Genomic DNA, 25272 nt, shown 5'->3' on the forward strand with positions numbered 1-25272 from the left:
CGCCGGCCGGGAGGTCGTCGGTGCGGTCGCCGCGATGGGCCCGCGGGCCGTCGCCTACGTCGCCTGCGACCCGGCGGCCCTCGCCCGCGATGTCGCCCACCTCGCCGACGTCGGGTACCCGCTGCGCGGCATCCGCGTCCTCGACGCCTTCCCGATGACCCATCACGTTGAATGCGTCGCTTCGCTGACGAAAAGTGGCTCTGATGCGATGTAGGAGCGGGGCCTCCGCTCCTCGTGGCCTCTCCCGGCGGGATGCTGGGAGTTGTCCACGGCCCACGTCGCGACGATGCATCACCGATGCTCGCGGTCGGCGGTGAGGCAGACGATGGCCACGTTGCAGCCGGGTTGGGCGTCGCGGCGGAAGATGTCGCTGATGGACGGCCGGACACATTCGCGGTCACAGGCGGTGGTGGGGATATCGACGCGGGCGACGTGCAACGCGCACCCGTCCTGTCAGAGGCCGATGGGCGTGATCGTTGCTGAGATGAACACGTTCGGGTCGATGACGACCCGACGGGGTGGAGCGCCACTCACGCGGTGGCGCGCCCCGCACGTGCGGCGGCGAGCTCGGCCTTCGCGAGAGCCATCGCGTCGACGTCGGAGATCTCCTCGCCCGTCCGGTAGGCCGCCAGGGTCTCAGCCAGGCGACCGCCGCCGAGACCACGGCGAATGGCAGCAGCCAGCACCTCGCTGCGGGACCTGCCCGACTCGGCCGCCTGGGCGTCGAGCAGCTCGATGAGGTCGTCGTCGACATTGACCGGAAGAACTGTCATCGGCCCCTCCTAGGCGTGCGCGGTCGGGCTGTTCCCCAATCTAGCCGCGTAGCGCCGCCGGGGGTGAGCCCGCGGTCGCTTGCGGCCGTCAGGCCCCGGGTTCGACAAGGGCTCGGACTAGGCTCGCTTCGATGCGCAATGGCCCGCAACCCCGCACCGAGGCCTGCGGGCCTCAAGTACGGCGCCATCGCGGGTCATCCTGGAGAAGCGGGGCCGTGTCAAGGGGATACGGTGCTCCGTCTTCGGTGAGGCTTCGACAGCGGTGCGCGCACGTCGGGATGGGCCTCGCGGTCAGGGCTCGGATGGAGGCCGACCGCGTAGTGGCCGGAGGGCCCACTCGTGGATCTGGGTCAGAGGGAGCAACCTACGCCATCGTGGGAGTCATGACCTCCCTCGACTCGTACCGGCCTGGCTGGGGCGAGCGGTTGTCTCATGCGGCGGTCCGGCGGGCAGGTGCTCCGGCGTGCGGACGCGTCCGTCGCAGAGGACGCCGACCTGGGTGTGCGCGCGCCGACCGGGCCTACGAGGCGAGCGCCGGCGTCGATGTGAACCGGTGTCCGTCGCCGATCTCGGCGACGGACACCGCGCCCGGGGTGGGGCCGATGCCGAGGACCTGCCCGGCCGCGGTGTATCCCGGCTCCGCAGCCAGCCGGCCACGGACCACCCTTGCGATCTGCGACGGCGAGGAGGATCGCGCCGAGGGTGAGCCGGCGAGAAGCATCTCGGCCGACGTCGGGAGCGAGCCCTTCGAGGGGGTGGCGATCATGGGGCCCGTGGCCTGGACAATGGGGGGCGAGACAGCACGGGACGCGCAGTGCGACCGTCGGGTGGGCGTCTCCTCCGCCCGATCGACGTCACACGACCCGATAGGGTATCTTGACGTCAAGATAAATACCGGTGACAAGCTAAGGAGTGCACAGTGCCGAGCACCAACAGCTTCGACGCCCACGGTGAGCTGACCGTCGGCGAGAAGTCCTACGAGATCTACCGGATCGGATCGGTCGAGGGGAGCGACACGCTTCCCTACAGCCTCAAGGTCCTGCTGGAGAACCTCCTGCGGACCGAGGACGGGGCCAACATCACGGGCGACCACATCCGGGCTCTCGGCTCGTGGGACGAGAACGCGCAGCCCGACACCGAGATCCAGTTCACCCCGGCCCGCGTCATCATGCAGGACTTCACCGGCGTCCCCTGCGTCGTCGACCTCGCGACGATGCGCGAGGCCGTCGTCGACCTCGGCGGCGACCCGTCGAGGATCAACCCGCTCGCGCCGGCCGAGCTCGTCATCGACCACTCCGTCATCATCGACGTCTTCGGGCGGGCCGACGCCTTCGAGCGCAACGTCGAGATCGAGTACCAGCGCAACGGCGAGCGCTACAAGTTCCTCCGCTGGGGACAGACGGCATTCGACGACTTCAAGGTCGTGCCGCCGGGCACCGGCATCGTCCACCAGGTCAACATCGAGCACCTCGCCCGGGTGACGATGGTCCGGGACGGCGTCGCCTACCCCGACACCTGCGTCGGCACCGACAGCCACACGACGATGGTCAACGGGCTCGGCGTCCTCGGCTGGGGCGTCGGCGGCATCGAGGCCGAGGCGGCCATGCTCGGCCAGCCGGTGTCGATGCTCATCCCGCGCGTCGTCGGCTTCAAGCTGACCGGGGAGATCCCCGCCGGCGCGACGGCGACCGACGTCGTCCTCACGATCACCGAGATGCTGCGCGACCACGGCGTCGTCGGCAAGTTCGTCGAGTTCTACGGCGAGGGCGTCGCCGCCGTGCCGCTGGCGAACCGCGCGACGATCGGCAACATGAGCCCCGAGTTCGGCTCGACGTGCGCCATCTTCCCCATCGACGACGTGACCCTCGACTACCTCCGCCTCACCGGCCGCTCCGACGAGCAGGTCGCGCTCGTCGAGGCGTATGCCAAGGAGCAGGGCATGTGGCTCGACCCGGCGGTGGAGCCGCGCTTCTCCGAGCGCCTCGAGCTCGACCTGTCGACCGTCGTGCCGTCGATCGCCGGCCCGAAGCGCCCGCAGGACCGCATCGAGGTGACGAAGGCCAAGGAGCAGTTCCGCAGCGACCTCGCGAACTACGTCGTGGACGGCAACGGCATCGAGAAGAGCAGCGTCGACGACGAGCTCGCCAACACCTTCCCCGCCTCCGACGCGCCGAGCCACGACGCCCTCGAGGGGTCCGAGACGGCCGGGCGGCCGGTCCACAGCCGGCCGGTCACGGGCAACCGCGCGACGAACCCGGCGCTCGTCACGATCGACGGACAGCGGGCCGAGATCGACCACGGCCATGTCGTCATCGCCTCGATCACCAGCTGCACCAACACCTCCAACCCCTCGGTCATGATGGCGGCGGCGATGCTCGCGAAGAACGCCGTCGACAGGGGTCTCACCGTCCCGCCGTGGGTCAAGACGTCGATGGCGCCGGGCTCGAAGGTCGTGACCGGCTACTACGACAGGGCCGGCCTGTGGCCCTACCTGGAGAAGCTCGGCTTCTACCTCGTCGGCTACGGCTGCACGACGTGCATCGGCAACAGCGGACCGATCATCGAGGAGGTCAGCAAGGCAGTCAACGACAACGACCTCGCCGTCGTCTCGGTCCTGTCCGGCAACCGCAACTTCGAGGGCCGGATCAACCCGGACGTGAAGATGAACTACCTCGCCTCGCCGCCCCTCGTCATCGCCTACGCCCTCGCCGGGACGATGGACTTCGACTTCGAGAACCAGCCGCTCGGCCAGGACGGCGACGGCAACGACGTCTACCTCACGGACATCTGGCCCTCGGCCGCCGACGTCGAGGAGACCATCGCCCGGTCGATCAGCAAGGACATGTTCACCGAGGACTACGCCGACGTGTTCGCGGGTGACGAACGCTGGCAGTCGCTGCCGACGCCGGAGGGCGCCACCTTCGCGTGGGACGCCCACTCGACCTACGTCCGCAAGCCCCCGTACTTCGAGGGTATGCAGCACGAGCCCGCTCCCGTCGAGGACATCTCCGGTGCCCGCGTCCTCGCCAAGCTCGGCGACTCGGTGACGACCGACCACATCAGCCCCGCCGGCTCGATCAAGGCCGACAGCCCGGCGGGCACCTACCTCGCCGAGCACGGCGTCGAGCGGAAGGACTTCAACTCCTACGGCTCGCGGCGCGGCAACCACGAGGTGATGATCCGCGGAACCTTCGCCAACATCCGGCTCCGCAACCAGCTCCTCGACGGCGTCGAGGGCGGCTTCACGCGCAACTTCCTCGAGGAGGGGGCACCGCAGACGACGATCTTCGAGGCCTCGCAGGCCTACCAGGAGGCCGGGGTCCCGCTCGTCGTCCTCGCCGGGAAGGAGTACGGCTCCGGCTCGTCGCGCGACTGGGCCGCCAAGGGCACGGCGCTCCTCGGGGTCAGGGCCGTCATCGCCGAGTCGTACGAGCGGATCCACCGCTCCAACCTCATCGGCATGGGCGTCCTCCCGCTCCAGTTCCCGAACGGCAAGACCGCGGCGGACTACGGGCTCGACGGCACGGAGACCTTCTCCATCTCCGGCGTCACCGCGCTCAACGACGGGCGCACCCCGAAGACCGTCACCGTCACCGTGTCCAAGGACGGCGAGCCGGACGCCGAGTTCGAGGCCGTCGTCCGCATCGACACACCCGGTGAGGCGGACTACTACCGCAACGGAGGCATCCTCCAGTACGTCCTGCGTTCCCTCGTCTCCTGACGGGCGGGGCGGTCGTCGAGGGCATGTCGAGCATCCTTAGGATGCTCGACATGCCATCGATGATGAGAGGTTTCCCGACGGAGGAGAGCACGCGCGTCACCCTGGACAACTGGCAGGAGCCGGACAGCGTCCAGTGGTCCTTCCGTCACATGCGGGAGCTCATGGGCAGCCAGCGCATCGCCGCCGGCGTCAAGACCCGGCCGCTCCCGGAGGGCCCTCGCGCCGACCTCTCGGCGGTCTCCGTGTCGCGGCTGTCCCGCGGGACCGAGACCGTCCAGGACGTCATCGACACCACGCATACCGACGCCCTCGTCGTCCTCCACGACGGCGCCCTCGTCGCCGAGTGGTATGCGGAGGGGATGAGCGCCGAGTCCGTCCACCTCATGATGTCGTGCTCGAAGTCGATCGTCGGCTGCGTCGCGGGGATCCTCACCGAGCGTGGTCTCCTCGACCCGTCGGCGGCGACGACCCACTACGTCCCGGAGGTCGACGGCTCGGGGTACGGCGGGACGAGCGTCCGCGACCTGCTCGACATGCGGACGGGGGTCGCCTTCTCCGAGGCCTACACGAACCCCGACGCCCAGGTCCGCGTCATGGAGCGCTCGATGGGCTGGCGGCCGATCGCGGAGGGCGACCCCCTCGGCGCCTACGCCTACCTCGCGAGCCTGGAGCGGGAGACCGACCACGGGGGCGTCTTCACCTACCGGTCCGCCGACACCGACATGCTCGGCTGGGTCTGCGAGCGGGCCGCCGGCGTGCGGATGGCCGACCTCATCTCCGAGCTCGTGTGGCGGCCGATCGGCGCCGAGCGGGACGCGGAGATCACCTGCGACACGGTCGGGACGGCGATCCACGACGGAGGCGTGTCCGCGACCGCCCGCGACATGGCGCGGTTCGGCCAGATGCTCCTCGAGGAGGGCATCGTCGACGGCGCGCCGGTCGTGCCGTCGTCGTGGATCCAGGCGGCCTACGACCGCCCCGAGGACGTGCGCAAGGCCTTCGCGGCCTCCGACAACGAGGCCGTGCTCCCCGGCGGGTGGTACCGGAGTCAGTTCTGGTTCGTCCCCGGCGGGGACGACGTCGCCCTCGTCTGCCTCGGGATCCACGGCCAGATGGTCTTCGTGCACCCCTCGACGCGCCTCGTGGCCGTCAAGCAGTCGTCGTGGCCGGCGGCCCAGGACGTCGACCACCTCGTCGACACCCTCCGCGCCTTCCGGCTCCTCGGCACGGCGCTCGCCGGTCGGTGACCGTCGTGGCGGTCCTCCGACCATGACGGCCCGGGCGGCGAGCTCCACGGCGGTCCTCGTCTGCCAGGGCCGGGCGGCGGCCGACGGCCGGTATGCCGTGGGCCGGTTCTCCGACCCCGTCGCCGTCCGGCTCCTCGACCCGGCGGAGCGTGCCGTCGTCGATCGCGTGCGGACCGGCGCGGCCCCACCCGGGAGCGAGCGGATGGCATACGAGATGGTCCGGCGGACCGGGATCACCATGGTCCCGCGGACGGTGGCCATCGACGCGGCGGTCCGCGCCCACGCGGCGCCGCAGGTCGTCATCCTCGGCGCCGGCCTCGACGCGCGGGCCTGGCGGATGCCCGAGCTGGCCGACGCGACGGTGTACGAGGTCGACCATCCGGCGTCGCAGGCCGACAAGGTCCGACGGGCCGGTGCCCTCGAGCCCGTCGCCGGACGGCTCGTCCCGGTCGCCGTCGACCTCGCGGCCGACTCCCTCGCCGGCCCCTTGGTGGCGGCCGGCTTCGATCGCGAGGTCGCGACGACGTGGGTGTGGGAGGGCGTCGTGCCCTACCTCACGGCCCGCGCGGTGCGCGGGACCGTCGCGCAGGTCGCCGAGCTGTCCGCCACCGGGAGCCGACTCGTCGTCAACTACCAGGCGAGGTCGCTCTTCACCCGCGTCATGCAGGGCGCCATGCGGCTGGTGTGGCGGCTGTCGCGGCAGCCGGACCCGATGGCGGGTGAGCCCTGGCGGTCGATGTGGCGCCCCGGGCAGCTGCGAACACTGTTGCAGCGGGGCGGATTCGAGGTGCTCTCCGACGAGAGCCTGCTGGCCCTCGCGGAGGGCCTCGACCTGCCGCCCGGGAACGAGGGGTCGCTGCGCAACGGGCGGATCCTCGTCGCCGTCCTCCGCTGACAGTGTCGGTTCCGACCGGTGACAGCGCGCCACCTCGGGAGGAGACTCGTGTCCATGGCCATCGACCTGCGGGCAGAGAGGTTCCGTGATCTCACCGAGCTGCGCCAGGTGGCGACCGAGAAGCGGGTGCGCGCCCTCCTGGACGGCGAGACGGTCCTCGACAGCCGTGCCGCCCTGCTCGTCTGGGAGCCGAGGCGGGTGACGCCCCTGTATGCGGTGCCGCCCGGCGACATCGCCGTGACCCTGTCCGAGGCGGAACCCGCCGCCCTGCCGGACGACCTCCCGGCGGTGCTGTCGCCGGTGCATCCGGAGTGGCATACGACACCGGGACGGTCCCTGACCCTCGAGGGGCACGGGGAGGTGGCCTTCCGGCCGGACGACCCGGCGCTCGGCGGCCGCGTCATCGTCCACAGCCGTCCGTTCACGTGGATGGAGGAGGACGAGGTCGTCCTCGGACACCCCCGCGACCCCTACTCGCGGATCGATACGGCGCGCAGCTCCCGCCACGTGCGGGTCCTCGTCGGGGACGTCGTGGTCGCCGACTCCACGCGCCCCGTGGCACTCTTCGAGACCGGGCTTCCGGTGCGCTGGTACCTCCCGCCGGAAGACGTCCGGACGGACCTGCTCCGGCCCTCCGACACCCACACGACGTGCCCGTACAAGGGCGTGGCGTCCTACCTCAGCGCCGAGGATGCCCCCGACGTCGCGTGGTTCTACCCTGAGCCGCTCCATGACGCGGCGCCCGTCGCGGGGATGCTCTGCTTCTGGCGGGACGCGGCGGTCCTCGTCGACGACGTGCGCGCCGACGGCTCCATGCCCGGCGAGTCGTAGCGTCCGGTGGGCACGTCCCACTCACCGGCGTCAGCCTGCGGGTGCGGACCCGTGCGCGAGGCGCCATTCCGCGGCGGTGATCTCGTACGTCACGTCGCCGTCCTCCGCTCCGGGCAGGGTCGCCCGCTGTGAGGCGGGCGACGTGCCGACGAGTCGCATCCCTATCGCGCGCATGACGCCCCGGGAGGCCGCGTTGACGGCCATCGTCTCGGCATGCACGCGGCGCAGGCCGACCGTCTCGAACCCGTGACGCAGCACCGCCCGGGCGCCCTCCGTCGCGAGCCCCCGGCGCCAGTGTCGCCGGGCGACGCGCCAGCCGATCTCGGCCTCGCCGGGGTGCATCGGCGCGTCCGGATCGGAGTCGCTGCGGCCGAGGTCCCACCAGCCGACGAAGTCGCCCTCCACGAACCCCACCCACCAGCCGAGCCCGACCGCGTCGGCGACGGTGTCGGAGCACCGGGGAGTCCAGAACTCCTCGATCTCCGCCGGCGTCCGTGCCCGTCCGAGGAGGTGGCGCATGACCTCCGGATCCGTGTCGAGCCGGTGCAGCAGCGGCAGGTGCTCGAGCGTCATCGGGCGCAGCACGATCCGGTCGGTGCGGAGGACCGGACGCGGCACGCGAGATCGGCTACTTCACGTAGGCGATGGGCATCACGGCGGGGGCGTCGCTGATCGGCTCGGTGACGTACTGGGAGCGGATCGCCTCGATGAAGGTGCGGCACTTGGCCGTCAGCCCCTCGCTCGTCTGCATCCGGCCCTTCGTCACGAGGATGCCGAGGTCGGCGCCCTTGAAGCGGTAGTCGCCCTTGGCATACACCCGGAGGAAGAACGCCTCGTCCTCGGTCGTGATGTCGTGCCAGTCGTTGCTCACCGCCTGGAAGACGAACGACCCGTCGTCGTGGAGCCGCCAGGTGCCGGTCCGCGGGGCGGCGTGGATGAGCTCGACGCTGTCGTTCGGCTCCTTCATGATCAGCTGCGACCAGACGTCGACGGCCGCGAGGTCACGCCAACGGCTGTTGATCTCCTCGACGTCGACCGTGTAGTCGACGTCCATGAACTCCAGGAGGTGGAAGAGGAAGAGGGGCACGTCGGCATACGCGCCGGCCGTGACGTTCGTCATCGACGACGCGCCGGAGATCCGCGGGTTCAGCTCGCCGAGGTAGACCTCGTCGGTCGCGAGGTCGACGAGGACGTCGATCTCGAGGAAGCCCTTGTAGCCCTCCTTGGCGAGCCGGTCGCCGAGCTTGCGGACATGGTCGATGGCGCGCGACCGCTGGTCGGGCGTGAGTGCCTCGGGGAACAGGTCGTTGCCGCACCAGCCGCCCTTGTACGGCGTGAGCTCGGGGTACCCCGTGAGGTCGACCATGAAGGGCCCGACGATCGTCCCGTGGCGCGTGATGCACGCCTCGACGGCGACGGCCTTGTTGTCGATGCGCTTCATGACCTTGAGCTCCTGGCCCACCATGTCGGCGGCGTTCTTGTCCCAGTCCTCCTCCGAGGCGACGAAGAACGTCGTCTTGCCGGAGTCGCCGTAGGGCGTCTGGATGACCAGGTCGGTGCCGAGGCCGTTGTCGGTCGCGAGGGCGGACAGCTCCTCCCACGTCTCGGCGCGCCCGAGGACGTTGGGCACCGACGGCGCGCCGGCCTCGTTGCCGAGCTGGGTCGTGACGATCTTGGAGTCGAGGCGCCGGCGCAGCTCGTCCGGCGGCAGGATGAGGTCGTAGCCCAGCTCCTGGCACAGCTCCTCGGTCTCCTCGTCGAAGAAGACCATGGCGACCTTGGGGCGCCCGCCGCGGCTCGCGAGGTAGGCCTGCACCTCCGGGTCGCGTAGGAGGTAGTTGTTGATCTGCTCGCTCGACTCGAACTCGACGTACGGCTTGTTCTTCGGGCTGAAGACGCGCGGGTGGCCGCCGTCCCACGAGTCGTAGTAGACGACGTAGCGGAAGTTGCGCACCCACCGGTCGATGCCGAGGAGGTTGAAGGCGGTCGGGCCGAAGAAGTAGATCGGCTGGTCGTTGGTCCGGAAGAACGTGCGGATCTCCGGTATGCCGTTGAGCTGGCTCTTGAAGCTCATGTCGCGTCCTCTGGTCGGTGGCGGGTGTCGGGTCGGTGTTCGGTCGGTGGCTGACGAGGAGGTTCAGGTGGGGGCGGGGCTCCGGTGCTGCATCGTCGAGGACCCCCGCCGGGTGCCCGCGGCGACACCGGGGAGGCCGCGACCGGGGCGGGTGCTCGGGTGGTGGCCCCGAGCCGCGAGGATGCCGCCGACGGTGTCGCACAGGCGCAGCGTGTCCTGGCTGCGGTCGAGGTCGACGGGGTCCGGCCAGTGCGACAGCTTGACGCACACGGTGCGGGTCCGCCGGCTCACGTGGATGAGCTGTCCGTGGATGCCGATGCACAGCAGGACGTCGCCGTAGGGGCCGGGCCGGAACCACATCTGGTTCCGGTACCAGCCGCCGCGGTAGGTCAGCTCGCTCGGGGACTCGATGAAGGCCGACCGGATGTCGGAGTCGACGCCCCACGCGTCGCGCAGCCAGCGGGCCGGCACGACGACCTGGGGATCCTCCTCCGGGGCGCCGAGGTCGGGCACCGTGCCTCCGTCGAGGAGCATCTGGCCGAACCGGGCCAGGTCGCGGGCGCGGGCGGCGAAACCCCCGTCGTGGATCGCGGAACCCTTGACGTCGCACGAGATGTAGGCGTCGGCCTCGGCCCCGATGCGTCCCCACACGATGTCGGACATGAGGGTCGCCATCGGCGTGCCCGTGGCGGCCTCGCAGACCCAGCCGAGGACGTCGGTCTCGCTCGACCGGTAGCGGAACGAGCTCCCGTGGGGCCGCTCCTGCGGGAGGGTCCTCAGGTAGGCGTGGAGACCGATGTCGACGAGCCGGCGGTCCAGCTCGTTGACGTCGGAGGAGGGGTCGGAGTACGCCTCGACGAAACGGACGCCGCTGCGCATGTCGAGGAGGTTCCGCAGCGTTGCGTCCCTGTAGCCGCTCCGGCCGAGCTCGGGCACGTAGGCCGAGACGGGCGCCGAGAGGTCGAGATCGCCACGTTCGGCGAGCGAGGCGACGACGCACCCGACGATCGTCTTCGTGATGGACAGGACCGCGTGGCGGCCCGTCTCGGCACCCTCGTGCGCGTACTCCTCGTGGACGAGGGTGCCGTCCTGGAGGACGACGAACGCGTCGGTCTCGGTGGCGTCGAGCAGGTCGCGCACCGTCGCCTCGGAGCCGTCCCCCCGGGTCACGAGGAAGTCGCCGACGGGCAGCTCGCGGGACGCCCGGGGGAGCGGCCGCACCGGGCCCGTCCCCCGGCCGACGGTCTGGGTGGGAGCCAGCTCGTCGAGATGCCACACCGCCCATGCGCTGTGTGGGGCGTCGAGCCACGTGTCGCCGCTCGTCCCCGGGAGACGGTCGGGGGGCGCGGACGGCATGGCGAGCATCCTAGGGACGCGCGAGCAGCGGCGCCAGAGCGCATCCGGGTCTCCGTAACGTCCGTGACGCGCTCGTTACGGAGAGGTTTCCGGTCATAGGCCCCCGGTATGACGCCAATTCAGACGGGGTATGGACGACCGGTGTAACGATCGTTACGCTGTCCGGTCATCAGCCCGGGGCAGTGTCGCCTCGTCGGAACCGCTCGTGAAGGACCACTCATGACCAGCTTCGCGCCGCCACCGTTCCCCGTCGTCACGTCCGAGGAGGCCTGAGGTGGCCGGCGCCGGACCGGAGCTGAAGAAGGGCCTGAACCAGCGCCAGCTGACGATGATCGCGATGGGCGGCGTCATCGGCGCCGGCCTGTTCGTCGGGTCCGGCGCCGTCATCGAGGCGACCGGCCCCGGGGCGTTCCTCACGTACGCCCTGTGCGGCGTCCTCATCATCATGGTCATGCGGATGCTCGCCGAGATGGCGGTCGCCCACCCCTCGACCGGGTCGTTCTCCGACTACGCCCGGACGGCGCTCGGCGACTGGGCGGGATTCTCGGTCGCCTGGCTCTACTGGTACTTCTGGGTCATCGTCGTGGGGTTCGAGGCGGTCGCCGGCGCCAAGGTCATCAACTTCTGGCTGCCCGACGCGCCGACCTGGGTGCTCAGCCTCATCCTCATGATGCTCATGACCGGAACCAACCTCATCTCGGTGTCCTCGTTCGGAGAGTTCGAGTTCTGGTTCGCCGGGATCAAGGTCGCCGCGATCATCGTCTTCCTCGTCACGGGAACGCTCTTCATCCTCGGCCTGTGGCCCGGGGCGCACCTCGACTTCAGCAACCTCACGGCGCACGGCGGCTTCCTGCCCAAGGGCGGCTGGGCGATCACGGCCGGTGTCGTCACCGTCATCTTCTCCATGGTCGGCGCGGAGATCGCGACCATCGCCGCGGCGGAGTCGGACAACCCGGAGAAGGCCGTCGCCAAGGCGGCGAACTCGGTCATCACCCGGATCTCGCTCTTCTTCGTCGGCTCGATCTTCCTCCTCGCCGTCATCCTGCCGTGGAACTCCGACGACCTGGCGGCCTCGCCGTACGTGTCGGCTTTCGAGAAGATCGGCATTCCGTTCGCCGACCACATCATGAACGCCGTCGTCCTCACGGCGGTCCTGTCCTGCCTCAACTCGGGCATGTACACGGCGTCCCGCATGCTGTTCGTCCTCGCGGCCCGGCGGGAGGCTCCGGCGGCGATGGTGTCGGTCAACTCCCGCGGGGTCCCGGTCGTCGCGATCCTCACCTCGTCGGTCATCGGCTTCCTCTGCGTCATCGTCGCGGCCATCTCGCCGGACAAGGTGTTCAGCTTCCTGCTCAACTCCTCCGGAGCCGTCATCCTCTTCGTCTACCTGCTCATCTGCATCTCGCAGATCGTGCTGCGCTACCGGACGGACGAGAGCCGGCTCAAGGTGAAGATGTGGCTCTTCCCGGCCCTGTCCGCGCTGACGACGCTCGCCATCATCGCGGTCCTCGTCCAGATGGCCCTCGAGAAGGACGTCCGGATCCAGCTGTGGCTCAGCCTCCTGTCGTGGGCCGTCTTCCTCGTCCTCTTCTTCATCAACAGGGCCCGCATCGCGCGGCTGCCGGAGCCGATCGCTCCCGAGCCGACCGGGACCGCCCACCGGGTGCTCGTCCTCGCCAACCAGACGCTGGGCTCGGACGAGCTCGTCGGCGAGCTCCGACGGATCGACGCGACCGGCAAGGCGGAGTACTACGTGTGCGTCCCGGCGAGCCCCGTGGAGACGGGCGTGGCGGCGACGCACGGCGCGGTGTCGGTCGCCGATGCCACGGTCCGCGCCGCGCAGGAGCGGCTCGACACGACGCTGGAGACGCTGCGGTCCCACGGGCTCGCGGCGAGCGGCGCCCTCGGCGACTACCGTCCGCTGCGCGCCCTGCAGGCGTCCGCCGACCAGTTCAAGCCCGACCAGATCGTCGTCGTCACCCTGCCGGCGTCCGAGTCGGTCTGGCAGCGCTTCGACGTCGTCGACCGGGCCCAGACGCTCGGCATACCGGTGACGCACGTCGAGGCGAAGTCCCTCTCGGCGGTCTGACGATGGCCGTCGTCGTCGGGTACGCGCCCGAGGAGAGCGGCACGACGGCGCTGGAGGCCGCGAGCGTCCTCGCCCGGTCGCTCGGTGAGCCGCTCGTCGTCGCGGTCGTCGTCGCCGTCCCGCACCTGCCGGGAGAGGTCGCCGTCGACGGCGACTACGTCGCCCCGCTCCTGGAATGGGGCCGTGCGGTCCTCGAGAGGGCCCGGGCCAGCCTGCCGCCGGACATCACGGCGACCTACGAGGTCCGCCAGGCGCCGTCGATCCCCATCGGCCTGCTCGACCTCGCCGCCGAGATCGACGCGACCGCGGTCGTCCTCGGATCCTCGAGCAAGGGAGCCCTCGGCCGGATCTCGTTCGGCAGCATCAGCAACCGCCTCGTCCACTCCGCACCCCGCCCGGTGCTCCTCGCGCCGCGAGGGTTCCGGTCCGGCCCGCAGTCCCGGATCCGACGGGTCGCGATCGCCTATGCCGGCGCCTCCGACGGCGGTCACCTCGCCGATGCCGCGAACCGGCTCGCCGAGAAGGTGGGTGCCGACCTGCGAGCCGTCTCGTTCGTCGTCCGGCCGCCCAAGCGGCTCCTCGGGACCGTCGAGCAGTCGGCGGACGACCTCGTCGCCGACGCGTGGGTGGCCCGGACGAAGGACCGCCTCCGCGAGCAGGCCGGCGGGCGCACCGACGAGCTCGGTCAGCGGCTGGCGAGCTCTCTCGTCGTCGGCGTGGGCCTCTCGTGGAGCCGGGCCATCGGCAACGTCCCGTGGGCCGAGGGTGACCTCCTCGTCGTCGGATCGAGCACGGTCGCGCCGGCCGCTCGGCTCTTCCTCGGATCGGGTGCCTCCAAGATCGTCCGTTCCTCGCCGGTGCCTGTCCTCCTCGTTCCGCGGGCCACCGACTAGGCTCGGTCCTCGAGCCGTGCGGAGGTGTGCCGATGTCCGCGTCTCCCGACGACCTCACCGAGGTGGTGCGAGCCTTCACGGCCCGGTTCGCGCCCGTGGAGGACGATGACGCCGAGGCGCGGCTGCGCCGGCGGATCATGGAGGTGACGCTCGAGATCGCCGCCGCGGAGGGCGTCAAGGGCGCCTCGCTCCGACGCATCGCCGCGCTGACGGGGATGCGGACCGCCAGCCTCTACTCCCACTTCCCCGAGGGCAAGGGCGAGCTCGTCTCGGCCGCCCTCGCCGAGCACCTGCGCGGCTTCTACCGCACCATGGCGGCCGCCCTGCGGGTCGACGAGTCGCCGGGGGAGAACCTGCGCCGGCTCGTCTTCGCCCACACGCGGTGGACGCTGGAGAACCCGATGATCGCGCCCGCGATCCTCGTCCTCGAGCGGGCCCATGCCATGCATCCGATCATGACCGCCGAGGCGGCGCGAGCGATCCAGGAGCTGCACGACACCTATCGCGACCTGCTGGGCCGGCTGCTGCGCGCCGCGGGCGCGCAGCCGGGGGACGCCAAGCACCTCGCCGCCCAGCTCATCGTCCTGTGTGACAACGCGGACGTCTGGTCGGCGTCCGAGATGGCCGACGAGACGCAGGAGGACGCGTGGCTCGCCGTCCGCCGGCTGCTCGGCCGCGCCGGCCCGAGCAGCCGGCGCCGACCCGGTGGCGCACCCCGGCCTCAGCGGAAGGCCGGCTCCCCCGTGAGGACCTGACCGATGACGAGGGTGTGCATCTCGACCGTGCCCTCGTAGGTGAGGACGGACTCCAGGTTGTTCGCGTGCCGGATGACGGGGTACTCCAGCGAGATGCCGTTCGCGCCGAGGATGGTGCGGGCGGTGCGGCAGATCTCCAGCGCCTCGCGGACGTTGTTGAGCTTGCCGAGGCTGACCTGCTCCGGGCGGAGGGTGCCGGCGTCCTTGCGCCGCCCGAGGTGGAGGGCGAGGAGCATGCCCTTGGTCAGCTCCAGGCTCATGTCGGCGAGCTTGGCCTGGGTCAGCTGGAAGCCCCCGATGGGCCGGCCGAACTGGGTGCGCTCCTTGGCATACGAGAGCGCGGCCTCGAACGAGGACCGGGCGGCCCCGAGCGCACCCCAGACGATGCCGTAGCGGGCCTCGTTGAGGCAGGAGAGCGGGCCCTTGAGGCCGCGGACCTCGGGGAAGGCATAGGCGTCGGGCACCCGGACGCCGTCGAGGACCAGCTCACTGGTCACCGAGGCCCGCAGGGACAGCTTGTGCTTGATCTCGGGGGCGGAGAAGCCGGGAGTGTCGGTCGGCACGGCGAACCCGCGGATGCCCTCCTCGGTCTGCGCCCAGACGACGGCGACGTCGGCGATCGACCCGTTGGTGATCCACATCTTCCGTCCGTCGATGACCCAGTCGCCACCGTCGCGGCGGGCGCGGGTGCGCATCGAGCCGGGATCGGAGCCGTGGTCGGGCTCGGTGAGGCCGAAACAGCCGATCGCCTCCCCGGCCGCCATCCGGGGCAGCCACTCCTGCTTGACGTCCTCGGTGGCCCACCGGTGGATCCCGAACATCGCGAGCGAGCCCTGGACCGACACGAGGGACCGGATGCCCGAGTCCGCCGCCTCGAGCTCCACGCACGCGAGGCCGTAGTCGACGGCCGACATGCCGGCGCAGCCGTATCCCTCGAGGTGCATCCCGAGGAGGCCGAGCGCCCCGAGCTCCTTGGCGAGGCCCCGGGCGTCCGGGAGGGTGCCCTGCTCGAACCAGTCCGCGACGAAGGGCTCGATGCGCTGCTCGCACAGCTGGCGGACCGACGCCCGGACCGCCCGCTCGTCGTCGGAGAGGAGGTCGTCGATCCCGGCGAGGTCGAGCGGGTCGAGGGTGGGCTTGGTGGCGGCGCTCATGATGTCCTCGCGATCTCGTGGTCCGACAGGAGGGTGGCGAGCAGCTCGTCGGTGTGCTCGCCGAGGGTGGGGGGACGGCGGTATGCCGTGACGGGGGTCCGGGAGAACGTCACCGGGTTGCGCACCTGGTCGGGCGCGCCGTCGACGGGGACGCGTGGGTCGAGGCCGAGCCGCTGCGCGAGGGAGAAGGCGGAGCCGATGTCGCCGACCGCACCGGCGGGGACGCCGGCCGCGGTGAGCCGGGTGACCCAGTCGGCCGCGGGCGCCGAGGCGAGTGCGGTCTCGAGGGCCGCCACGAGGTCGGCGCGGTGGGCGACGCGATCGGCGTTGTGGGCGAACCGCGCATCGCCAGCAAGATCCGGGAGCTCGAGGACCGTTGCCAGCCGGGCGAACTGGCCGTCGTTGCCGCACGCCACGGCGATGACGCCGTCGGCGCAGTGGAGGGTCTCGTAGGGGGCGATGGACGGGTGCTGGTTGCCCATCCGGCCCGGGGACCGTCCGGTCGTGAGGTAGGACTGGGCCTGGTTGACGAGGGACCCGAGGAGGGAGGAGAGGAGGTTGACCTCGACGTGCTGGCCGCGCCCGGAGCGGGTCCGCTCGGTGAGGGCCGCGAGGATGCCGATCGTCGCGTCCTTGCTCGTGAGGACGTCGACGAGGGCGACCCCCGCCTTCGTCGGCTCGCCGTCGGGGTCGCCCGTGATGCTCATGAGGCCGCCGACCGCCTGGACGAGGAAGTCGTACCCGGGCAGGTCGGCTCCGCCGCCGGACCCGAAGCCGGTGATGGAGCAGTAGACGAGCCCGGGGTTGGGCTCCGCGAGCTGCTCGTAGCCCAGGCCCTTGGCGGCGAGGGCGCCGGCCCGGAAGTTCTCGACGAGGACATCCGCCCGCTCGGCGAGCCGGGTCGCCGCCGCGAGGTCGTCGGGGGCGGAGAGGTCGAGGGCGATGCTCTGCTTGGACCGGTTGACCGACTCGAAGTAGGAGCTCGTCGTCGCGGTCCACGGCGGGCCCCAGTGGCGCGTGTCGTCGCCGGCGCCGGGTCGCTCGACCTTGACGACGGTCGCGCCGAGGTCGGCGAGGGTCATCGTCGCGAGCGGGCCCGCGAGGACCCGGCTGAAGTCGGCGACGAGGATGCCGTCGAGGATCCCGCTCACGTCGGATCGGGGACGACGAGGACGCCGTCGACGCGGCGGGGGAGGTGCCACGGGTTGTCGGAGCGGAGCGCGGGCGGCAGGAGGGCGTCGCTCGCCCCCTGGAAGGCCACGGGCCGGAGGAACCGCGACAGGGCGGCGCTGCCGACCGACGTCGTCCGCGGCTCGCTCGTCGAGGGCCACGGCCCGCCGTGGTGCTGGGCCCAGGTGACGGCCACGCCCGTCGGCCAGCCGTCGACGACGACGCGGCCCACCCGCCGGCGGACGCGGTCGACGACGCGAGGCGCGTCGGGGTCGTCGGGACCGCTCGTGAGGACGCTCGCCGCGAGGGATCCCTGGAGCGCGTCGACGTGCGCGAGGGCGTCGTCGAGGTCGTCGTACTCGACGACGACGGCGACGGCGCCGAACACCTCCTCGAGGAGGCGGTTGCCGGGGACGAGGGCGTCGAGGGGCGCCCGGAGGAGGACCGCGGGCGCGCTCCAGCCGCCGGAGTCCCCGCCGCTGCGCACGACGACCTCGCCGCCCGCGGCGACGAGCTCCTCCACGCCCGCGTCGAGGGAGTGCTTGATCGTCTCGGTGAGCATCACCGGCTGCGGCGCGGCCGCGGTCAGCGCGGCGGCGACGGCGTCGGACGATCCGCGCGGCCCGAGGAGCAGCCCCGGCTTCGTGCAGAACTGGCCGCTCCCGAGGGTGAAGGACCCGACGAAGCCGGTGGCGACGTCCTCGATCCGCGAGGTGGCGGACGGCGTGACGACGGCGGGGTTGACGGTCCCCATCTCGGCATACACGGGGATGACCTCGGCGCGGTCCTGCGCGAGGGCGCGCAGGGCCATCCCGCCGCGCTGGGAGCCGGTGAAGGCGACGGCCCGGATGTCGGGGTGCTGGACGAGCAGCGAGCCGGCCGCGAACCCGGCGACGAGGCCGAGGACGCCCTCGGGCGCCCCGGCTCCGACGAGGGCCCCGTGGGCGATCTCGAAGAGCCGGACGCTCGTGGCCGGATGGGCCGGGTGGGCCTTGACGACGACCGGGCACCCGGCGGCGAGCGCCGAGGCGGTGTCGGTGCCCATGACGCCGAAGCCGAAGGGGAAGTTGCTCGCCCCGAAGACCGCGACCGGCCCGAGCGGGACCTCGACCCGCGCGATGAGGCCCATCGGCGTCGTGTCGAGCGTCGCGTCGAGATAGGAGCCCTCGGCGGCCACCGAGCCGTAGAACCGCAGCTCGCCGGTCATCCGGCCGACCTCGCCGCGGAGGCGCTCGTCGCCGAGCGCGGTCTCCCGGTCCGCGAGCTCGGCGAGCTCGTCGACGGCGGCGTCGAGGGCGTCGGCGGCCGCCTCGAGCCACCGCAACCGATCCCCGGGCGCCGTGCCGGCCACGGCGTCGGCGGCGTCACGAGCCGCGGCGACCACCCGGTCCACCTCGTCGGAGCTGGAGTGGGCCACCTCCTGGAGGGAGGAGCCGGTGCGGGGGTCGAATCCGGTGTCAGCGCTCACGCCACCGACCTTACGGCCCTCTCGACGACGTCGAGCGCATCGGTCAGCAGCCGGTCGGAGATGACGAGCGGGGGCAGCAGCCGGATGACGTTGTCGAACGTGCCGCAGGTGAGGACGAGGACACCTTCCGCGTGGCAGGCCTGCGCGATGGCCTTCGTCGTCAGGGGCTCCGGCTCACGAGTTCCCGGTCGGACGATCTCCATCGCGAGCATGGCGCCCCGGCCTCGGACGTCGCCGACGGGGGAGCTCGGCCCCCGCAGCGACTCCAGCCGCGGCCGGGCGACGGACTCGATGTGCCGGGCCCGTCCGACGAGGTCCTCGTCCTCGATGACGCCGATGGCGGCGAGGGCGGCGGCGCACGCGACGGGGTTGCCGGCATACGTCCCGCCGAGGCCACCGGGCGCGACGGCGTCCATGATCTCCGCGCGGCCGACGACGGCCGAGAGCGGCATGCCGCCGGCGAGCGCCTTGGCGACCGTCATGAGGTCGGGGACGACGCCGTCGTGCTCGACGGCGAACATCGCACCCGTCCGCCCCATCCCGCTCTGGATCTCGTCGGCGACGAAGAGGATCCCGTGCTCCTTCGCGAAGGCCGCGACGGACGCGAGATACCCGGCGGGCATGGGGATGAACCCGCCCTCGCCCTGGACCGGCTCGACGACGATGGCGGCGACGTTGTGGGCGCCGAGCTGCTTGGTCACGAGCTCCGTGAGCGCCTCGAAGGCCTCCGTCGCCGCGTTCTCCGGGCCGGTGGGCCACCGGTAGGCGTAGGGGGAGGGGGCGCGGTAGACCTCGGGCGCGAACGGGCCGAAGCCGTCCTTGTACGGCGTGTTCTTGGCCGTCATCGCCATCGTGAGCAGGGTCCGGCCGTGGTAGGCGTGGCCGAGGGTCACGACGGCCTGCCGGCCGGTCGCCGAGCGGGCGATCTTCACGGCGTTCTCGACGGCCTCCGCCCCGGTCGTGAAGAGCGCCGCCTTCTTCGCGTGGCTCCCGGGCGCCAGCCGGGTGAGGGCCTCGCACACCTCGACGAAGCCGTCGTACTCGGTGACCATGAAGCAGGTATGCGTCGCCGCGCGCGCCTGGGCGGCGACGGCTTCGGCGACCCGCGGGTGCGAGGCGCCGACGCTCGTCACCGCGATGCCGGAGGCGAGGTCGATGAGCTGGTTGCCGTCGACGTCGACGATGACGGCGCCCGCGGCTCGCTCGACGAACACCGGCAGCACGACGCCGAATCCGTCCGCGACGGCCGACGCCCGCCGGCCGTGGAGCTCCCGTGACCGGGGGCCGGGCACGGCCGTGCGCAGCAGCCGCTGCTGGGGCACGTCGATGAGGGTGTCGAGGGTGGTCGTCATGGGAGCCATGCTCACTCCTGGCCTCGGTCCGATCCACTGGACGGTTCGCACAATCGATGCACTCATTGGATGATCTGTCCATGACGTTGCCGACCGCCGCCCAGCTCTGCGACACGCTCGGCGGCGACCTCACGGCATACCCCGGGTTCGTCGCGCCGGCCGCCGAGGTGACGGCGGTCCACGTGAGCGAGCTGACCGACCCGACCGCCTACCTCTTCGGCGGGGAGCTGCTCCTCACGACGGGGTTGGCGCTGCCCGCCTCCGGCCGGGCGCTCCGTGCGTATGCCGCGCGCCTGCGGTCCGCGGGCACGGTCGCCCTCGCGTTCGGGGTCGGGCCCGTGCACGACGAGGTGCCGCCGGGGCTCGTGCGGGCCTGCCGGGCCGAGGAGCTGCCCCTGCTCGTCGTCCCGCCGCCGACGCCGTTCCTCGCGGTGACCCACGCCTACTGGCTCCCCCGGACCGCGTCCGACCGCGTGGAGCTGTCGGACGCGGTGTCCGGGCATCACGCGCTCGTCCGCGCCATGCTCGCCGACGACCCGGCAGCCGAGGTCGTCCGCACCCTGTCGCTCGCCCTGCGGTCCTGGGTGGCGGTCGTCGACCCGGCCGGCACGGTGCGCCAGGTCCATCCGTCGGGCCGGGTGTCCGACGCCGGGTCGGCCGTCGGGGAGGCGGGTCTCGGAGACCTCCGGGACGTCCACTCGACGGCCAGCTTCGCGCAGGGGGACGACACCGTCGTCGTCTTCCCGATCCCCTTGCGGGACAAGGTGACCGGATATGTGACGATCGGCAGCGACCACCGTCTGAGCGGGACGGAGCGGCGCCTCGTCTTCACGGCGACCGCCCTCCTCAGCCTCGAGCAGGCGGAGATCGGCCGGCGCGAGGAGGCCCTCCTGGCGCGGAGGTCGGCGCTCGCCGAGCTCCTCGACCTCGGCCTCGTCGAGGCCGCTCGCCGGCTCGCGTCCCGCACCGGCGACCCCGTCGTGGGGGACCGGGTGCGGGTCCTCGTCGTCCGGAGCGGCGAGCGCGGGCATCCGCCCGTCGCCGACGCGGTCCTGCGCTGGTCGCCGACGGCGTTGCCCGGTGGCGCGGCACGCTCCGGCCCGGGCCTCCGCGAGCAGCGGTCGTGGTTCGTCGTCGAGGACACCGCGGACGACGTCGATGCGCTGCGGGCGGCCGTCCGGGCCGTCGACGACCGCGCGGCGGCGGTCCTCTCACGGCTGGTCCCCACGGGCACCGTCCACGACGTGCGGGCCGGGCTGTGGCAGCGGGTGACCGTCCTCGACGCCGGCGACGTCGTCGGACCTCTCCCCCCGGCGAGCGCCCGGACGGCCGGCGCGCTCGACCGGCTCACCGCCTACCGGCGGGCGGACCTCGTCGCCTCGCTCGCGGCATACCTCCGTCACCGGGGTGCCTGGGATCCCGCAGCCCGGGAGCTCGGGGTGCACCGCAACACCCTCCGGCACCGGGTCGAGCGGGTTCGGGCCGAGACCGGACTCGATGTCGACGACCCCGACGTGGCGGCCGAGCTGTGGCTCGAGCTACGGGCCACCGGCCGGGCCTGAGGTGCCCGGACCGCGGGTCTGCGGGCCGAGCGTGGGTCGCACGGCCGCGGCGAGGAGGTCCGCCGTGGCGGGCAGGGGCGTGGCCCACGAGCCGTCGTCGTCGGTCGACCAGCCCTCGTCGATGTCGTAGGCCACCTGGCGTTCCTCGTCGGGATCCACGTCGACGAGCAGGGCCGGGCTGTAGCATCCCGGCTCGCTCGCGACGTCGTCCCCGACGACGGTGCCGACCGCGAGCCGGCCCGAGGTGAAGACGAGGAGGACGCGACCGGCCGGCCGGAGCGTCTGGAGGATCCGCCCGTGGAGCGTCGTCGCGCAGATCGGCCGCGGTTCGCGTGCCCCGTCGGGGACCGCGGCGAGACCCACGACGAACGGGCTCGTCGTCGTGTTGAGGAAGGCGACGACCCCGGGGTAGCCCTCCCGCAGCACCTCGCCGATCCCGCCGGCGCCGACCCGCAGCAGCTCGCCCGGCGGGACCGGCGTCGTGAAGCCCGGACGGACCGGCGTCCCTGCCGCGACGGGGGAGGAGGCCGTGAAGGCGCCGACCTCCCGGGACCAGCCGACGGTCATCCGGGGCATCGCGTCGGCCTGCCACCACACGACGGGACGGCAGGTCGCGTCGGACGTCACGACACAGTGCAGCGCGTGGAGCCGACTGGCGGAGGCGATGAGGCACTGCACCGTCCGCGGGGTCATCGTGACGGTGATCTCGGTGCTCACGACCCGCCTCCTGGCTCGCTCGCTCGGACCGCAGCCGACCGGCCACCCGGCGCTGCGCGCGACGGTCGAGTCGCGTGCGGCGCCACGGTGGCCGGTGGGGCTGTCGTCCCGGGGGCCCTGTCGACGTCAGACCGTCACGGACGGGCCGACGGACAGCAGCTCGGACGCCTGGGCGGCGTCCGGCTGCTCGATGAGGAGCGGGACGAGCCGGTCGTTCGCCTTGACGGTCTGCGCCCAGCTGAAGCCGCCCCAGGACCATCCCTCGTTGATGTCGTAGCTGACCTTGCGGTGGCTGTCGCCCGTGAGGTCGATGAGCACGCCCGGGCTGTAGGCCTGCTCGATGACCGTTCCGGTGTTGACCGGGTTGGTCGAGAACATGAGGAGCACCTTCTGGATCGGCGCGATGACGTCCTTCTGCTGGCCGTACAGCGGGAAGGCGCACATCGGGTTGACCTCGCCGTCCGCCGCCTGCTCCGAGACGCCGCAGGTGAACTGCTGGGTCGTCGTGTTGAGGACCGAGATCGCGCGGGCGTTGCCGTCGTTCGTCACGTCGCCCGTCCCGCCGGCGACGACGTTGAGGGTCTGGCCGAGGTCGATGTCCGCGTTGAAGCTCGCCGTGACGCGGCCGCCGGCGATGATGCTGCTCGTCGACGTGTAGGCCTGGTACTGGACTTGCCAGGCGACGTTCGTGAGCGTCGAGTAGCGCGTGTTGGGGAGCTGGAACCAGACGAGGGGAGCCCCGCCGCCCTGGGAGGTGCGGACGGCCTTGAACCCGTAGAGGTTGTAGTCGCCCTGGACGAGCGCGGTGACGGTGGCGACGGACATCGCGACGTCGATCGTGTACGACGTCGCGCCGAGGGTGCCGGCGACCTGGGCGCGGTCCGCCCACGTGAAGGTCCAGCTCGTGGACCGGCCGCGTGCGACCTGTCGGAGCTGGCCCTCGAAGGTCGTGTGGTTGACGCCTCCGGTGTAGTGGACCGTCTTCTCGGCGTTGCCGCCCTCGATGCTGACCGTTGCGCCTCCCGAGTTGGCCATCGCCGTCTGGATGTCCACGTTCGACGGGACGCTGTTGTCGCGCTTCTCGATGATGACGAACATCGCTCGCTCGCTTTCGACTGTGGGCCGTGCCCATATATCCGAATCAGACCGGTTGATCTGATAAGCGAAGATCATGCCGATGATGACGATCTGGGAAAACCGTCCGCAGACTGAATCCCATGGACTACCAGTCGATTCCGATGGTGGCGCAGGGTTGAGACCCGTCGTCTCGGCGTCCCCCTCACGGTGTCGGCCGAGGTATCGGCATCCCCCTCAAGGCGGTCCCGGCACCCCGGGCCGTCCGTCCCGCGACGGACGAGATCCCTTCCTCCGCGGGCGGCTCCTCACCGGCGACCATCTGCCGTTCGGAGGTCGGGATGTCCGGTGACCCACGATTCCTCTCGGTGGCCCAGCTGGAGCGCGACCTCGGCCTCACGAGGCCGCAGGTCCTGACCCTCATCACGACCGGTGAGCTGCCCGCCTTCATGATCTGCGGGGAGTGGCGTGTCGAGCGCCGGATGCTCGACGGGCTCATCGACCGTCTCTACGAGAGATCCCGGGCGGCGCTGCTGGTGACCCCGGAGCCCTCGCATACCGCATCCGACGTGGGCGACGGGATCCGTCGGACCCCCGAGCGTCCGGAGCCCTCCGGGACGGCGCGTCTCACGCCCCAACAGCGCCGGGTCGGCGAGCTGCTCATCGACGGGCTGTCCAACGCCGAGATCGCCGAGCGCCTCGACGTCGAGGTGAGCACCGTCAAGACGCACGTCTCCCGGATGCTGCAGCGCCTCGATCTCCGGGACCGGCACCAGCTCATCGCTCACCTGTGGCGCAGTCGGTTCGAGGGCGACGCCCCGCCGGGCGAGGTGCCGCGCGCACCCGTCGACCGTGGCCGGGCTCCGTGAGTGACGTCGGGTGGTCGTGTTTGCGGGACTGCTCCGGTCACAGGCTGCGTCCTGGCCCGTGGCTGTCCGGCCGTGGACGATGCTGCCAGGTGTCGCGGAACGGGGCGGAAACCATGATCGCCTGTGGACTGCTCCCGACCACGTTTCGCGGCATCGGCGCCGGGCGTCGGCTTCTCGCTGCGGCCGCGGCGGGCGGCGTGTGCGCGGGTGGCGACGTCCTCGGCGAGGTAGTGGTGGCGGGGCAGGAGTTGTCCGGTCGGGTAGGTGGCGGTGAGCAGGTCGATGCATTCCTGGGCGGTGGCGTATCCGAGTCGGTTGAACAGGATCGCGGCGTCATCGAGGTCGCGGTCGTCGCGGGAGGCATGCAGTTTCATCGCCAGGAGGTATTCGGGCGAGGGCACTTGTACCAGCAGCGATTCGGACTCGAACACGGTGTGCGGGTGCTCATCCCTCCGGGCAGGAATCCCTTGACGGCATCGTTGAGCCAGTCCGGTTCCAGCCCGTGCGGGCCACTCATCTCCTCGATGATCTGTCGTACCTCAGGTGCGGGAACGAACAGCGCGTCCACGTCGCGGGTCAGACGGTCGGCGTCGTAGGCCAGCGCCATCGCCGCCCCGCCGACGACGAACAGTTGCGCCTGCACTCCTGCGGTGGCGAGCCGGTCGGACAGCTCCTGGAGCAGGGTTTGCACCCTGCTCGCGTCGAACTGCCCGCTCGGCGTCATGCCCTCGCCAGGGAACGGGCGGTGATGAGAATCCCGCGCCGCCGGAACGCCTCTGGGCTCTCCCTGTCGGCATCGTCGTGGAAGATCGCCGGAACAGCCGGGTACCACGCCGTGGTGGTGTGTCGTGAGGGGTCGGACGCCCATGCCGGAGTGGCCCAGTCGTCACGGTCGGCGAGGTAGTCGGCGAGCGCGGCGAACGCGGCATCAATCTGTGCAGCTCCCGTGCGGGGCGGCTCGTCGGCGAACACCCCTGCGGCGAGGTGGTGGCCGCCGCGCCGCACGACGGAGGTGTAGTCGTCCAGAGTCTGGAGGATGCCGAACCGCCAGCACTCGTCGAGGGCCTCGCCATCGGCCAACAGAGCACGGCACGTCTCGGCGTTCTGCGCGGCCGTATGACGCACGTCCACCTGGGTGCTCGGCGGCATCTCGGAGGTGGCGCGGGCAGCATCCAGCAGCGCCGCGACCGACAACACTTCGCCCTGGAACACCATCACCGCTCCCTCCTTCCTCGGCTTCCATTCTCTCAGACCCTCCTGCAAGCGTCAGGA

22 protein-coding genes and 1 pseudogene are annotated in these 25272 nt (G+C 71.6%); 10 read left to right on the plus strand and 13 right to left on the minus strand.

Annotated features, from left to right (window positions below; genetic code table 11):
• A pseudogene (locus BN12_RS25070) lies at positions 1-214 on the plus strand (class I SAM-dependent RNA methyltransferase); the annotation flags it as partial.
• A gap of 316 nt (positions 215-530) precedes the next feature.
• Here BN12_RS25070 and BN12_RS08220 read toward each other — a convergent pair.
• Both BN12_RS08220 and BN12_RS08225 read right to left on the minus strand, forming a co-directional pair.
• On the minus strand, positions 531-773 hold the full coding sequence (locus BN12_RS08220) for a ribbon-helix-helix domain-containing protein (RefSeq protein WP_048551583.1): 243 nt from the start codon (positions 771-773) through the stop codon (positions 531-533).
• A 520-nt stretch (positions 774-1293) separates the two neighbouring features.
• A complete protein-coding gene (locus BN12_RS08225) occupies positions 1294-1539 on the minus strand; it encodes a hypothetical protein (protein ID WP_048551584.1) in 246 nt (81 codons plus the stop codon).
• A 153-nt stretch (positions 1540-1692) separates the two neighbouring features.
• Between BN12_RS08225 and BN12_RS08230 the strand changes: the two genes are divergently transcribed.
• The 4 genes from BN12_RS08230 to BN12_RS08245 are packed head-to-tail and all read left to right on the plus strand — an operon-like array spanning position 1693 to position 7467.
• A complete protein-coding gene (locus tag BN12_RS08230; RefSeq protein ID WP_048551585.1) occupies positions 1693-4494 on the plus strand; it encodes an aconitate hydratase in 2802 nt (933 codons plus the stop codon).
• Positions 4495-4544: 50 nt separating this feature from the next.
• Positions 4545-5741, plus strand: a complete 1197-nt coding sequence (locus tag BN12_RS08235) for a serine hydrolase domain-containing protein (protein WP_162233068.1) — start codon at positions 4545-4547, stop codon at positions 5739-5741.
• A 22-nt stretch (positions 5742-5763) separates the two neighbouring features.
• Positions 5764-6636 (plus strand): class I SAM-dependent methyltransferase, encoded by an 873-nt coding sequence (locus BN12_RS08240; RefSeq protein ID WP_048551590.1) that lies wholly within the window; start codon positions 5764-5766, stop codon positions 6634-6636.
• A 54-nt stretch (positions 6637-6690) separates the two neighbouring features.
• The gene (locus BN12_RS08245) at positions 6691-7467 is read left to right on the plus strand and encodes a DUF427 domain-containing protein (RefSeq protein ID WP_053079982.1); all 777 of its coding nucleotides are present in this window, start codon (positions 6691-6693) and stop codon (positions 7465-7467) included.
• 30 nt (positions 7468-7497) lie between these two features.
• Here the strand turns inward: BN12_RS08245 and BN12_RS08250 are convergent, their stop codons facing one another.
• From BN12_RS08250 to BN12_RS08260, 3 genes are all read right to left on the minus strand, one after another.
• Positions 7498-8085, minus strand: a complete 588-nt coding sequence (locus tag BN12_RS08250) for a GNAT family N-acetyltransferase (RefSeq protein ID WP_048551592.1) — start codon at positions 8083-8085, stop codon at positions 7498-7500.
• 10 nt (positions 8086-8095) lie between these two features.
• Entirely contained in the window at positions 8096-9541 is a 1446-nt protein-coding gene (locus BN12_RS08255) for a biotin carboxylase (protein ID WP_048551595.1), read from the minus strand.
• Positions 9542-9604: 63 nt separating this feature from the next.
• The gene (locus BN12_RS08260) at positions 9605-10897 is read right to left on the minus strand and encodes a serine hydrolase domain-containing protein (RefSeq protein ID WP_162233069.1); all 1293 of its coding nucleotides are present in this window, start codon (positions 10895-10897) and stop codon (positions 9605-9607) included.
• 274 nt (positions 10898-11171) lie between these two features.
• On the opposite strand from BN12_RS08260, the gene BN12_RS08265 reads away from it, so the two are divergent.
• Genes BN12_RS08265 through BN12_RS08275 form a run of 3 tightly spaced genes read left to right on the plus strand, consistent with a single transcriptional unit; the run spans position 11172 to position 14634 of the window.
• On the plus strand, positions 11172-12986 hold the full coding sequence (locus BN12_RS08265) for an amino acid permease (protein WP_083454505.1): 1815 nt from the start codon (positions 11172-11174) through the stop codon (positions 12984-12986).
• Positions 12987-12988: 2 nt separating this feature from the next.
• Entirely contained in the window at positions 12989-13879 is an 891-nt protein-coding gene (locus BN12_RS08270; RefSeq protein ID WP_048551597.1) for a universal stress protein, read from the plus strand.
• Positions 13880-13911: 32 nt separating this feature from the next.
• Positions 13912-14634: a TetR/AcrR family transcriptional regulator gene (locus BN12_RS08275; RefSeq protein WP_048551598.1), complete on the plus strand. Its 723-nt coding sequence runs from the start codon at positions 13912-13914 to the stop codon at positions 14632-14634.
• On the opposite strand, the gene BN12_RS08280 is transcribed toward BN12_RS08275, so the two are convergent.
• Genes BN12_RS08280 through gabT form a run of 4 tightly spaced genes read right to left on the minus strand, consistent with a single transcriptional unit; the run spans position 14601 to position 19778 of the window.
• Positions 14601-15788 carry an acyl-CoA dehydrogenase family protein gene (locus BN12_RS08280; protein WP_048551599.1) on the minus strand — a complete coding sequence of 396 codons (1188 nt, stop codon included), beginning with the start codon at positions 15786-15788 and terminating at the stop codon, positions 14601-14603. The two genes, BN12_RS08275 and BN12_RS08280, sit on opposite strands and share 34 nt — an antisense overlap.
• The gene (locus tag BN12_RS08285) at positions 15785-16939 is read right to left on the minus strand and encodes a CaiB/BaiF CoA transferase family protein (protein WP_048551600.1); all 1155 of its coding nucleotides are present in this window, start codon (positions 16937-16939) and stop codon (positions 15785-15787) included. The genes BN12_RS08280 and BN12_RS08285 overlap by 4 nt, the downstream gene beginning before the upstream one ends.
• The gene (locus tag BN12_RS08290; RefSeq protein ID WP_048551601.1) at positions 16936-18426 is read right to left on the minus strand and encodes an aldehyde dehydrogenase family protein; all 1491 of its coding nucleotides are present in this window, start codon (positions 18424-18426) and stop codon (positions 16936-16938) included. The genes BN12_RS08285 and BN12_RS08290 overlap by 4 nt, the downstream gene beginning before the upstream one ends.
• Positions 18423-19778: a 4-aminobutyrate--2-oxoglutarate transaminase gene (gene gabT / locus BN12_RS08295; RefSeq protein ID WP_048551603.1), complete on the minus strand. Its 1356-nt coding sequence runs from the start codon at positions 19776-19778 to the stop codon at positions 18423-18425. Before gabT ends, BN12_RS08290 begins: the two co-directional genes overlap by 4 nt.
• A gap of 80 nt (positions 19779-19858) precedes the next feature.
• On the opposite strand from gabT, the gene BN12_RS08300 reads away from it, so the two are divergent.
• Complete coding sequence (locus BN12_RS08300; RefSeq protein WP_048551605.1) at positions 19859-21340, plus strand: PucR family transcriptional regulator; 1482 nt, start codon at positions 19859-19861, stop codon at positions 21338-21340.
• Here BN12_RS08300 and BN12_RS08305 read toward each other — a convergent pair.
• Together BN12_RS08305 and BN12_RS08310 are read right to left on the minus strand one after the other, a co-directional pair.
• Complete coding sequence (locus BN12_RS08305) at positions 21317-22057, minus strand: hypothetical protein (protein WP_048551607.1); 741 nt, start codon at positions 22055-22057, stop codon at positions 21317-21319. The two genes, BN12_RS08300 and BN12_RS08305, sit on opposite strands and share 24 nt — an antisense overlap.
• Positions 22058-22183: 126 nt before the next feature.
• On the minus strand, positions 22184-23155 hold the full coding sequence (locus tag BN12_RS08310; protein ID WP_200901174.1) for a hypothetical protein: 972 nt from the start codon (positions 23153-23155) through the stop codon (positions 22184-22186).
• Positions 23156-23472: 317 nt separating this feature from the next.
• On the opposite strand from BN12_RS08310, the gene BN12_RS08315 reads away from it, so the two are divergent.
• Positions 23473-24000, plus strand: coding sequence for a response regulator transcription factor (locus tag BN12_RS08315; protein WP_083454507.1), 528 nt, complete (start codon positions 23473-23475; stop codon positions 23998-24000).
• A 370-nt stretch (positions 24001-24370) separates the two neighbouring features.
• On the opposite strand, the gene BN12_RS08320 is transcribed toward BN12_RS08315, so the two are convergent.
• The gene (locus tag BN12_RS08320; RefSeq protein ID WP_200901175.1) at positions 24371-24724 is read right to left on the minus strand and encodes a DUF6036 family nucleotidyltransferase; all 354 of its coding nucleotides are present in this window, start codon (positions 24722-24724) and stop codon (positions 24371-24373) included.
• Positions 24721-25215, minus strand: coding sequence for a hypothetical protein (locus BN12_RS08325; RefSeq protein WP_048556139.1), 495 nt, complete (start codon positions 25213-25215; stop codon positions 24721-24723). The genes BN12_RS08320 and BN12_RS08325 overlap by 4 nt, the downstream gene beginning before the upstream one ends.
• Positions 25216-25272 lie beyond the last annotated feature (57 nt).

Origin of the sequence: Nostocoides japonicum T1-X7 (assembly GCF_001046855.1) — a bacterium.
Classification (GTDB): Bacteria; Actinomycetota; Actinomycetes; order Actinomycetales; family Dermatophilaceae; genus Nostocoides; species Nostocoides japonicum.

Excerpts from the sequence above, each read along its gene's own strand:
- BN12_RS08220 (WP_048551583.1), bottom strand. The coding sequence starts at position 773 with ATGACAGTTCTTCCGGTCAATGTCGACGACGACCTCATCGAGCTGCTC.
- BN12_RS08225 (WP_048551584.1), bottom strand. The coding sequence starts at position 1,539 with ATGATCGCCACCCCCTCGAAGGGCTCGCTCCCGACGTCGGCCGAGATG.
- BN12_RS08235 (WP_162233068.1), top strand. The coding sequence starts at position 4,545 with ATGCCATCGATGATGAGAGGTTTCCCGACGGAGGAGAGCACGCGCGTC.
- BN12_RS08240 (WP_048551590.1), top strand. The coding sequence starts at position 5,764 with ATGACGGCCCGGGCGGCGAGCTCCACGGCGGTCCTCGTCTGCCAGGGC.
- BN12_RS08245 (WP_053079982.1), top strand. The coding sequence starts at position 6,691 with ATGGCCATCGACCTGCGGGCAGAGAGGTTCCGTGATCTCACCGAGCTG.
- BN12_RS08255 (WP_048551595.1), bottom strand. The coding sequence starts at position 9,541 with ATGAGCTTCAAGAGCCAGCTCAACGGCATACCGGAGATCCGCACGTTC.
- BN12_RS08260 (WP_162233069.1), bottom strand. The coding sequence starts at position 10,897 with ATGCCGTCCGCGCCCCCCGACCGTCTCCCGGGGACGAGCGGCGACACG.
- BN12_RS08270 (WP_048551597.1), top strand. The coding sequence starts at position 12,989 with ATGGCCGTCGTCGTCGGGTACGCGCCCGAGGAGAGCGGCACGACGGCG.
- BN12_RS08275 (WP_048551598.1), top strand. The coding sequence starts at position 13,912 with ATGTCCGCGTCTCCCGACGACCTCACCGAGGTGGTGCGAGCCTTCACG.
- BN12_RS08280 (WP_048551599.1), bottom strand. The coding sequence starts at position 15,788 with ATGAGCGCCGCCACCAAGCCCACCCTCGACCCGCTCGACCTCGCCGGG.
- gabT (WP_048551603.1), bottom strand. The coding sequence starts at position 19,778 with ATGACGACCACCCTCGACACCCTCATCGACGTGCCCCAGCAGCGGCTG.
- BN12_RS08300 (WP_048551605.1), top strand. The coding sequence starts at position 19,859 with ATGACGTTGCCGACCGCCGCCCAGCTCTGCGACACGCTCGGCGGCGAC.
- BN12_RS08310 (WP_200901174.1), bottom strand. The coding sequence starts at position 23,155 with ATGTTCGTCATCATCGAGAAGCGCGACAACAGCGTCCCGTCGAACGTG.
- BN12_RS08315 (WP_083454507.1), top strand. The coding sequence starts at position 23,473 with ATGTCCGGTGACCCACGATTCCTCTCGGTGGCCCAGCTGGAGCGCGAC.
- BN12_RS08320 (WP_200901175.1), bottom strand. The coding sequence starts at position 24,724 with ATGACGCCGAGCGGGCAGTTCGACGCGAGCAGGGTGCAAACCCTGCTC.
- BN12_RS08325 (WP_048556139.1), bottom strand. The coding sequence starts at position 25,215 with ATGGTGTTCCAGGGCGAAGTGTTGTCGGTCGCGGCGCTGCTGGATGCT.